9 protein-coding genes are annotated in these 9298 nt (G+C 70.3%); all 9 read left to right on the plus strand.

Going from position 1 to position 9298, the window contains the following annotated elements; all coding sequences use genetic code 11:
• The first annotated feature begins 4 nt into the window (after nt 1-4).
• The 9 genes from ftsW (at nt 5) to ACZ5WG_RS30995 (ending at nt 8798) form a co-directional block, all read left to right on the plus strand.
• Nucleotides 5-1420, plus strand: coding sequence for a putative lipid II flippase FtsW (ftsW, locus tag ACZ5WG_RS30955; RefSeq protein ID WP_468727527.1), 1416 nt, complete (start codon nt 5-7; stop codon nt 1418-1420).
• Nucleotides 1421-1426: 6 nt separating this feature from the next.
• Complete coding sequence (gene murG / locus ACZ5WG_RS30960; RefSeq protein ID WP_266993987.1) at nt 1427-2521, plus strand: undecaprenyldiphospho-muramoylpentapeptide beta-N-acetylglucosaminyltransferase; 1095 nt, start codon at nt 1427-1429, stop codon at nt 2519-2521.
• Between the two features lie 16 nt (nt 2522-2537).
• The gene (locus tag ACZ5WG_RS30965; RefSeq protein ID WP_468727529.1) at nt 2538-3398 is read left to right on the plus strand and encodes a cell division protein FtsQ/DivIB; all 861 of its coding nucleotides are present in this window, start codon (nt 2538-2540) and stop codon (nt 3396-3398) included.
• A gap of 280 nt (nt 3399-3678) precedes the next feature.
• Nucleotides 3679-4884, plus strand: a complete 1206-nt coding sequence (gene ftsZ, locus ACZ5WG_RS30970; protein WP_266667873.1) for a cell division protein FtsZ — start codon at nt 3679-3681, stop codon at nt 4882-4884.
• A complete protein-coding gene (pgeF, locus tag ACZ5WG_RS30975; RefSeq protein ID WP_468727531.1) occupies nt 4881-5669 on the plus strand; it encodes a peptidoglycan editing factor PgeF in 789 nt (262 codons plus the stop codon). Before ftsZ ends, pgeF begins: the two co-directional genes overlap by 4 nt.
• A complete protein-coding gene (locus ACZ5WG_RS30980) occupies nt 5656-6375 on the plus strand; it encodes a YggS family pyridoxal phosphate-dependent enzyme (protein ID WP_468727532.1) in 720 nt (239 codons plus the stop codon). The genes pgeF and ACZ5WG_RS30980 overlap by 14 nt, the downstream gene beginning before the upstream one ends.
• 151 nt (nt 6376-6526) lie before the next feature.
• Nucleotides 6527-7135 carry a cell division protein SepF gene (locus ACZ5WG_RS30985; protein ID WP_266630095.1) on the plus strand — a complete coding sequence of 203 codons (609 nt, stop codon included), beginning with the start codon at nt 6527-6529 and terminating at the stop codon, nt 7133-7135.
• Nucleotides 7136-7195: 60 nt separating this feature from the next.
• Nucleotides 7196-7492, plus strand: coding sequence for a YggT family protein (locus ACZ5WG_RS30990; RefSeq protein ID WP_030155988.1), 297 nt, complete (start codon nt 7196-7198; stop codon nt 7490-7492).
• Nucleotides 7493-7574: 82 nt separating this feature from the next.
• Complete coding sequence (locus ACZ5WG_RS30995) at nt 7575-8798, plus strand: DivIVA domain-containing protein (protein WP_468727534.1); 1224 nt, start codon at nt 7575-7577, stop codon at nt 8796-8798.
• The last annotated feature ends 500 nt before the right edge of the window (nt 8799-9298 follow it).

Consider the following 9298-nt stretch of genomic DNA (forward strand, 5'->3'; position numbering starts at 1 on the left):
ACACATGCCGGCCAAGCAAGTGCTGCCGGGGCGGCGGCCGTCCGCCGTGAAGGCCGTCAAGTCCGTCAAGAACGCGAAGCCGGGCAAGTCCGCCAGGACGGTCAAGGCGCAGGGCCGCAGGCGTCCGGCGGTGGGCCTGCGGCGGCCCGCCGGGCGCGGACCGCTGGAACGGTTCCGGCGTACGCAGCGGCAGTTGCGCAAGGCCTGGGACCGGCCCCTCACCGCGTATTACCTGATTTTCGGCAGCTCGCTGCTCATCACCGTGCTCGGCCTGGTGATGGTCTACTCGGCCTCGATGATCAAAGCGCTCCAGCTGGGCCTGGGAGACGCGTACTTCTTCAAGAAGCAGTTCCTGGCCGCCCTGATCGGCACCGGGCTGCTGCTGGTCGCTTCCCGGATGCCGGTCAAACTGCACCGGGCACTGTCCTATCCCGTGCTGGCAGGAACCTTGTTCCTGATGGTCCTGGTCCAGGTCCCCGGGATAGGGGTGGCGATCAACGGCAACCAGAATTGGATCTCCCTTGGTGGTCCGTTCATGCTCCAGCCCAGTGAGTTCGGCAAGCTGGCACTGATCCTCTGGGGCGCCGACCTGCTGGCCCGCAAGGGCGACAAGGAGCTGCTGAGCCAGTGGAAGCACCTGCTGGTGCCGCTGGTCCCGGTGGCCTTCCTGTTGCTCGGGCTGATCATGCTGGGCGGGGACATGGGCACCGCGATGATCCTCGGAGCCATCCTGTTCGGCCTGCTGTGGCTGGCGGGAGCCCCGACGCGGATGTTCGTCGCGGTTCTGGCGTTCGCGGGTGTGATCGTCGCACTGCTGATCAAGACCAGCCCGCACCGGATGGACCGGCTCGCCTGCGTCGGTGCGACGGATCCGGGCCGGAACGACCTGTGCTGGCAGGCCGTGCACGGGATCTACGCCCTCGCATCCGGCGGATGGTTCGGTTCCGGTTTGGGTGCCAGTGTGGAAAAATGGGGGCAACTGCCCGAAGCCCATACCGACTTCATCTTCGCCATCACCGGGGAGGAACTGGGTCTGGCAGGGACGCTGTCGGTACTCGCCCTGTTCGCGGCTCTAGGCTATGCGGGTATCCGCGTGGCCGGACGCACGGAGGACTCCTTCGTACGCTATGCCGCGGGAGGCGTGACCACCTGGATCACGGCCCAGGCCGTGATCAACATCGGTGCGGTGCTCGGTCTGCTGCCGATCGCCGGAGTCCCGCTCCCGCTGTTCTCGTACGGCGGGTCCGCGCTGCTGCCGACGATGTTCGCGGTCGGACTGCTCATCGCCTTCGCGCGGGAGGAGCCGGCGGCGCGCGCGGCGCTCGCGATGCGCCAGCCGAAGACCGGCTGGAAGCGGACCGGGCAGAGATGGAAGTCGATGAGACGGAGCGTCAAGAGGCGTCCGTCCGGAGAGCGGTGAATTTCGGTGCATGTCGTACTCGCCGGTGGGGGGACCGCCGGCCACATCGAGCCGGCGCTCGCCCTCGCGGACGCCCTGCGCAGGCAGGACCCTTCCGTGGGCATCACCGCCCTCGGCACGGAACGCGGGCTCGAAACCCGCCTCGTGCCCGAGCGCGGCTATGAGCTGGGGCTGATCCCCGCTGTCCCGCTGCCCCGCAAGCCCACCCCCGAGCTGATCACCGTCCCCGGACGGCTGCGCGGCACGATCAAGGCCGCCGAGGAGATCCTGGAGCGCACCAAGGCCGACTGCGTCGTCGGCTTCGGCGGCTACGTGGCCCTGCCCGGCTACCTCGCCGCCAAGCGGCTCGGGGTGCCGATCATCGTCCACGAGGCCAACGCCCGGCCCGGACTGGCCAACAAGATCGGCTCCCGCTACGCGCACGCCGTCGCGGTCTCCACCCCCGACAGCAAGCTGCGGGGCGCCCGCTACGTGGGCATCCCGCTGCGCCGCAGCATCTCCACCCTGGACCGGGCCGCGGTCCGCCCGGAGGCGCGCGCCGCCTTCGGCCTGGACCCCAACCTGCCGACCCTGCTGGTCTCCGGCGGCTCGCAGGGCGCCCGCCGCCTCAACGAGGTGATCCAGCAGGTCGCGCCGACCCTCCAGCGCTCAGGGATCCAGATCCTGCACGCGGTCGGCCCGAAGAACGAACTGCCGCGTGTCGACAACATGCCCGGGATGCCGCCGTATGTGCCGGTACCGTACGTGGACCGGATGGATCTCGCGTACGCCGCCGCCGACATGATGCTGTGCCGCGCGGGCGCGATGACCGTCGCCGAACTCTCCGCCGTCGGGCTGCCCGCCGCGTACGTCCCGCTGCCGATCGGCAACGGCGAACAGCGGCTCAACGCCCAGCCGGTGGTCAAGGCCGGCGGTGGCCTGCTCGTCGACGACGCGGAGCTGACGCCCGAGTGGGTGCTCAGCCAGGTCCTCCCGGTGCTCGCCGACCCGCACCGCCTGTACGAGATGTCCCGCGCCGCCGCCGAGTTCGGCCGCCGGGACGCCGACGAGCTGCTGGTTGCGATGGTGTACGAGGCGATCGCCGCCCACAGGAACCGCTAGCGCAGGAGGCACAGGAGTGGCCGGAGCGACCACCGCACAGCGCGGCAATCCCGGGTCCGCCCGGAAGGGCAAGGGCTCCGGCTCTCCCAAACCGCCCAAGCCGCCCAGGTCGTCGGGGTCGTCGAAGGGTTCCGGCCCGCGGGGCCCCGGTCTGCAGCGCCTCGTCCGGCGCATGCGGCACCGGGGCCCCGTGCTGCTGTGCCTCCTCGCCGCGGTGCTCCTCGTCGGGGGCGGCAGCTGGGTGCTCTACGGCTCCTCCTGGCTCCGGGTCGAGAAGGTGACCGCAAGCGGAACCCGGGTGCTGACCCCCGAGCAGGTGCTGGCCGCCGCGGCCGTACCCGTCGGGGCGCCGCTGGTGACCGTGGACACCGACGAGATCGCGGGCCGGGTCCGCAGCCGGCTGCCCCGCGTCGATTCGGTCGACGTGGTGCGCGCCTGGCCGCGCGGAATCGGGCTGAAAGTGACGGAGCGCAAACCGGTCCTGCTCATCAAAAAGGACGCCAACTTCGTGGAAGTGGACGCTTCGGGTGTGCGATTCGACACGGTTCCGAAAGCACCCGCGGGCGTTCCGGTCCTCGAATTGTCCGCGGCGCAGTCGCCGAGCGGCCGCCGCTTCGACGAGGAGCGGCTGCTGCACGAGGCGGTGGGCGTCGCCGGAGACCTCCCCGAGGCGGTCGCCAAGGAGACCGTGCAGGTCAAGGTGGGGTCGTACGACTCGGTCGTACTGGAGTTGGCCCGGGGCCGGACCGTGGTGTGGGGGAGCGGCGAACAGGGCGAGGCGAAGGGCCGTGCGCTGACGGCCCTGCTGAAAGCGGCGCCCAAGGCTGACCACTTTGACGTGAGCGTCCCCACCGCCCCTGCGGTGTCCGGGAGTTGACGTCGGGTCGAACAGCGACGCACCCTGGTTGGCCACCGATACGGGTGATCACATAGGGTGAAAAGAAAAACGGGAGGTTCGGCGTGTTCGTTGAACACGCGCTACTTGTCGACTTAGTGTCCTGTTCGGAAGAGTCCAGGGAACAGACACACTCTTAACCCTAAACTTCAGGGTTAGGGTTCGGGTCGGCGCGTTCGGACCGTCCCACATTTCGGCATCAGTCGTCGCAACGCAGGCCCGCGAGGCGGCGACACGTAACTCGAGGCGAGAGGCCTTCGACGTGGCAGCACCGCAGAACTACCTCGCAGTCATCAAGGTCATCGGTGTCGGCGGCGGTGGTGTCAATGCCATCAACCGAATGATCGAGGTCGGTCTCAAGGGCGTCGAGTTCATCGCCATCAACACGGACGCCCAGGCGCTGTTGATGAGCGACGCCGACGTCAAGCTCGACGTCGGCCGTGAACTCACCCGGGGCCTCGGCGCCGGCGCCAACCCGGCAGTCGGTCGCAAGGCGGCAGAGGACCACCGCGAGGAGATCGAGGAGGTCCTCAAGGGGGCCGACATGGTCTTCGTCACCGCCGGCGAGGGCGGCGGCACCGGCACCGGCGGCGCACCCGTCGTCGCCAACATCGCACGCTCGCTCGGCGCCCTGACGATCGGTGTGGTCACCCGGCCGTTCACCTTCGAGGGCCGGCGCCGCGCGAACCAGGCGGAGGACGGCATCGCCGAGCTCCGCGAAGAGGTCGACACCCTCATCGTCATCCCCAACGACCGGCTGCTGTCCATCTCGGACCGCCAGGTCTCGGTCCTGGACGCCTTCAAGTCGGCCGACCAGGTCCTGCTCTCGGGTGTCCAGGGCATCACCGACCTCATCACCACCCCGGGTCTGATCAACCTCGACTTCGCCGACGTCAAGTCCGTGATGTCCGAGGCCGGCTCGGCCCTCATGGGCATCGGCTCCGCCCGGGGCGACGACCGCGCCGTGGCCGCCGCGGAGATGGCCATCTCCTCGCCGCTGCTGGAGGCGTCCATCGACGGCGCCCGCGGCGTGCTGCTCTCCATCTCCGGCGGCTCGGACCTCGGCCTCTTCGAGATCAACGAGGCCGCGCAGCTGGTCAGTGAGGCCGCCCACCCCGAGGCGAACATCATCTTCGGCGCCGTCATCGACGACGCGCTCGGCGACGAGGTACGGGTCACCGTCATCGCCGCCGGCTTCGACGGCGGACAGCCCCCGGCCCGCCGGGACAACGTCATCGGCGCCGCGTCCACCAAGCGCGAGGAGCCGGCCCCGGCGCCGGCCCGCGCGGCCGAGCCGGTGCGCCCGGCCTTCGGCGGACTGGGCACGGTCACCCCGCGCGAAGAGCCCCCGGCCCCGGTCGAGGCGGTTCCGGCCGAGGCCGCGGCCCCGTCGCCGCAGGTCCCGACGGCCCGGCCGTACCAGGACAGCCCGGCGGAGGAACTGGACGTTCCGGACTTCTTGAAGTGACGCTGGACCAGCACATCGAGAACGGCGCCCACTTCGCCTTCACCGACCGGTGGGGCGGGGTGAGCGCCGTTCCGTACGAGGAGCTCAATCTCGGCGGCGCGGTCGGAGACGACCCCACCGCCGTTCTCGCGAACCGGGCGGTCGCGGCCCGGGGCCTGGGCATCGCGCCGGACCACGTGGTCTGGATGAACCAGGTGCACGGCAAGGACGTGGCGGTGGTCCCCGGACCCTGGGGCCCCGCCGCCGACGTACCGGCCGTGGACGCGGTGGTGACCGCCCGTCGGGGGCTCGCCCTCGCGGTGCTCACCGCGGACTGCACCCCGGTCCTGCTGGCCGACCCCGTCGCCGGGGTCGCGGGAGCGGCCCACGCGGGCCGGCCCGGACTGGTCGCCGGGGTCGTGCCCGCCGCGGTGGAGGCGATGGTCTCCCTCGGGGCCGAGCCCGGACGGATCATCGCCCGTACCGGCCCCGCGATCTGCGGCCGCTGCTACGAGGTGCCGGCCGAGATGCGGGACGCGGTCGCCGAGAAGGTTCCGGCCGCCCACGGCGAGACGAGTTGGGGGACGCCGTCCGTCGACGTGGTCGCCGGGGTGCACGCCCAGCTCGCGGAGGCGGGGGTGGTGAACCTGCACCGCTCGCCGGTCTGCACACTGGAGTCGCGGGACCACTTCTCGTACCGCCGCGACCGGGTGACCGGGCGGCTTGCCGGATATGTCTGGTTGACAGAGCTTGCCCGGGGGGAAACCCCCGGACCCCCGGGGGAAAAGAAGAATGACGGATCGTAAGTCGGAGCTCGCGGAGAACCTCGCGCGGGTGGAGGAACGTATCTCGTCCGCCTGCGCGGCCGCGGGGCGCGGACGGGACGAGGTGACGCTCATCGTCGTCACCAAGACCTACCCCGCGAGCGACGTACGACTGCTGGCGGACCTGGGGGTCCGTCATGTGGCGGAGAATCGCGACCAGGATGCCGCCCCCAAGGCTGCGGCCTGCGCGGATCTGCCGCTCAGCTGGCATTTCGTGGGCCAGTTGCAGACGAACAAAGTCCGTTCCGTGGCGGGATACGCGCATGTGGTGCAGTCGGTCGACCGGCCGAAGCTCGTCACGGCGCTCTCGGCGGCCGCGGAGGCGGCCGGACGCGAACTCGGCTGCCTGGTGCAGATCGCCCTCGACGCCGAGTCGGGGGAGCGCGGCACCCGGGGCGGCGCCGCTCCGGAGCAGCTCGCCGGACTCGCGGACCTCGTGGCCGGGGCACCCGGACTGCGGATCGACGGTCTGATGACCGTGGCCCCGCTGGCCGGGCCCTACGCGGGACGCGAACAGGCCGCTTTCGAGCGGCTGGTGGAATTGTCATCCCGCCTGCGCGCGGACCATCCGGCTGCCACGATGGTGTCGGCCGGGATGAGTGCAGACCTGGAACAGGCCGTTGCGGCCGGTGCGACACATGTACGCGTCGGCACTGCGGTACTCGGCGCGAGACCCCGGCTCGGGTAACGTCGCGAAGAAAGTCGGACCACAGCAGAAAATATGGTCATTACCGCTGATGGGCGGACGGACCACGTGGATCGCGGGCAGTTGGTGACTTTGGTGACACAGCGACACACCTGCGACAGGGCGATCCACCACAGAGCGGAGGACTCAGAGAATGGCCGGCGCGATGCGCAAGATGGCGGTCTACCTCGGCCTCGTGGAGGACGACCGGTACGACAACCCGGGGTACGACCCCGACGACGAGTTCGAGCCCGAGCCGGAACCGGAGCGGGATCGCCGGCGCCAGCAGCCCGTGCACCAACCGCCCGTAACGGACGAACCGGTACGAGTTACCCAGCCTCCGGCGCAGCGGGAACCCATCCCATTGCCACTGGAAAACGGACGTCCTGCGCGAATTGCCCCCGTGGCATCCATCACACCTGAACGCTCGAACCTGGAGAAGAACGCCCCCGTGATCATGCCCAAGGTCGTCTCCGAGCGGGAGCCGTACCGCATCACGACGCTGCACCCCCGGACCTACAACGAGGCCCGTACCATCGGGGAACACTTCCGTGAGGGCACTCCGGTGATCATGAACCTCACGGAGATGGACGACACGGACGCGAAGCGACTTGTCGACTTCGCCGCCGGCCTCGTCTTCGGTCTGCACGGCAGCATTGAACGCGTGACACAGAAGGTGTTCCTGCTGTCGCCTGCTAACGTCGATGTCACGGCGGAGGACAAGGCCCGCATCGCGGAGGGCGGGTTCTTCAACCAAAGCTAGACCGATCCGTCAGACACGGGGCCGGGGACAGAGCGAGAGCAGGGGAGAGGGAAGCGCGGGATGGGCGTCGCACTGCAGGTGGTCTACATCGCGCTGATGTGCTTCCTTATCGTGCTGATCTTCCGACTGGTGATGGACTACGTCTTCCAGTTCGCACGTTCATGGACACCCGGCAAGGCGATGGTGGTCGTCCTTGAGGCCACCTACACTGTCACCGATCCACCGCTCAAGCTTCTCCGGCGATTCATTCCGCCGTTGCGTCTCGGGGGCGTGGCACTCGACCTGTCCTTCTTCGTTCTGATGATCATCGTTTACATCCTCATCAGTTTCGTGAGCACCGCTGCGAGAAGCGTGTGAACGATGAGCTTCCCCGCAGGCGCGGGGACAGTCCCGATACGGTCCTGCCGACTGCCGACGACTACGTAGAGGTGAAGAAGACATGCCGCTGACTCCCGAGGACGTGCGGAACAAGCAGTTCACGACCGTCCGCCTCCGAGAAGGCTATGACGAGGACGAGGTCGATGCCTTCCTCGACGAGGTCGAGTCCGAACTGACGCGCCTGCTGCGCGAGAACGAGGACCTGCGCGCCAAGCTGGCCGCCGCCACGCGTGCCGCCGCGCAGAACCAGCAGCAGCAGGGCATGCGCAAGCCGGAACCCCAGGACCAGCGCGGCCCCGGCGGCCCCGGTGCCCCTGTGCCCGCGGCCATATCCGGCCCGCCGGCGCAGCAGGGCCCGCCGCAGATGGGCCCGCCGCAGCTTCCGGGCGGCCAGCCGCAGCTTCCGGCCGGCCCCGGCGGAAACGGACCGCAGGGTCCGGGCGGTCCGGGCCCGATGGGCGGCCCCATGCACACCATGGGCGGCCAGCAGCAGATGGGCCAGCAGTCCATGGGCGGCCAGAACCCGCTCGGCCAGCAGATGCAGCCCATGGGGCAGCAGATGCAGCCGATGGGCCAGCAGATGCAGCCCATGGGCCAGCAGATGCAGCAGATGCAGCAGATGCAGCAGCCGCAGCTCCCGCAGCAGGGTCCCGGTGGCGACAGTGCCGCCCGTGTCCTGTCGCTGGCGCAGCAGACCGCCGACCAGGCGATCGCGGAGGCCCGCTCCGAGGCCAACAAGATCGTCGGCGAGGCTCGCTCGCGTGCGGAGGGCCTGGAGCGGGACGCCCGCGCCAAGGCCGACGCGCTGGAGCGGGACGCGCAGGAGAAGCACCGCGTCGCGATGGGCTCCCTGGAGTCCGCCCGCGCCACGCTGGAGCGCAAGGTGGAGGACCTGCGGGGCTTCGAGCGTGAGTACCGTACGCGTCTGAAGTCCTACCTGGAGTCGCAGCTGCGTCAGCTCGAGACCCAGGCGGACGACTCCCTGGCCCCGCCGCGCAGCCCGGCCGGTCCGGCGCTGCCGCCGTCGCCGACGCCGTCGATGGCTCCGGCCGGAGCGATGGGGCACTCGATGGGCAACCCGTCGATGGGCGCTCCGTCGCCCATGGGTGGCCCCTCGCCGATGGGCGGTCCTTCGCCGATGGGTGGTCCCTCGTACGGTGGTCAGCAGCAGATGTCTCCCGCTATGACGCAGCCGATGGCTCCGGTGCGGCCGACTGGTCCGCAGCCGATGCAGCAGGCGCCGTCGCCGATGCGGGGCTTCCTGATCGACGAGGACGACAACTAGGCGGTTCGCCCTACGGGCGGCGTCAGCAGTCACGGGCCGGGCCCGGTTCCCCTTCGGGGGTGCCGGGCCCGGCCCGTTTGCGTACCCGTACCCGTGCGCGAGCGGTGGCGGGGTGCCGCTGGTGTCCGGGGCGCGGGTTGCCGCTGCGCGGGCCTTCTCCCCGCCCCGCCCTTTCCCTTCCCGGGGGCCGGCCCCCGGACCCCCGCGCCTCGAACGCCGGCGGGGCTGATCTCAGCCCCGCCGGCGTGTGAGGCGGAAACGGGGAAAGGGCGGGGCGGGGAGAGGAAAACGTCCGAGGCCCGGCCCCCGTGCGGGGAGGGCCGGGCCTCAGGAGCGGCGGGCGGTTACGCCTTGCGGAGGCGGAACGTCAGGGACAGGGACTCGTCCGTGAACGGGTCGCCGTATGTGCCGTCGGCCTCCCCGGTCGCGTAGTCGGTGGCCAGGACCTCGTCCGTGATCAGCGACGCGTGGTCCGTCAGGGCGGTGACGACTTCCGGGTC

This window comes from Streptomyces sp. NPDC032745, from assembly GCF_055579465.1.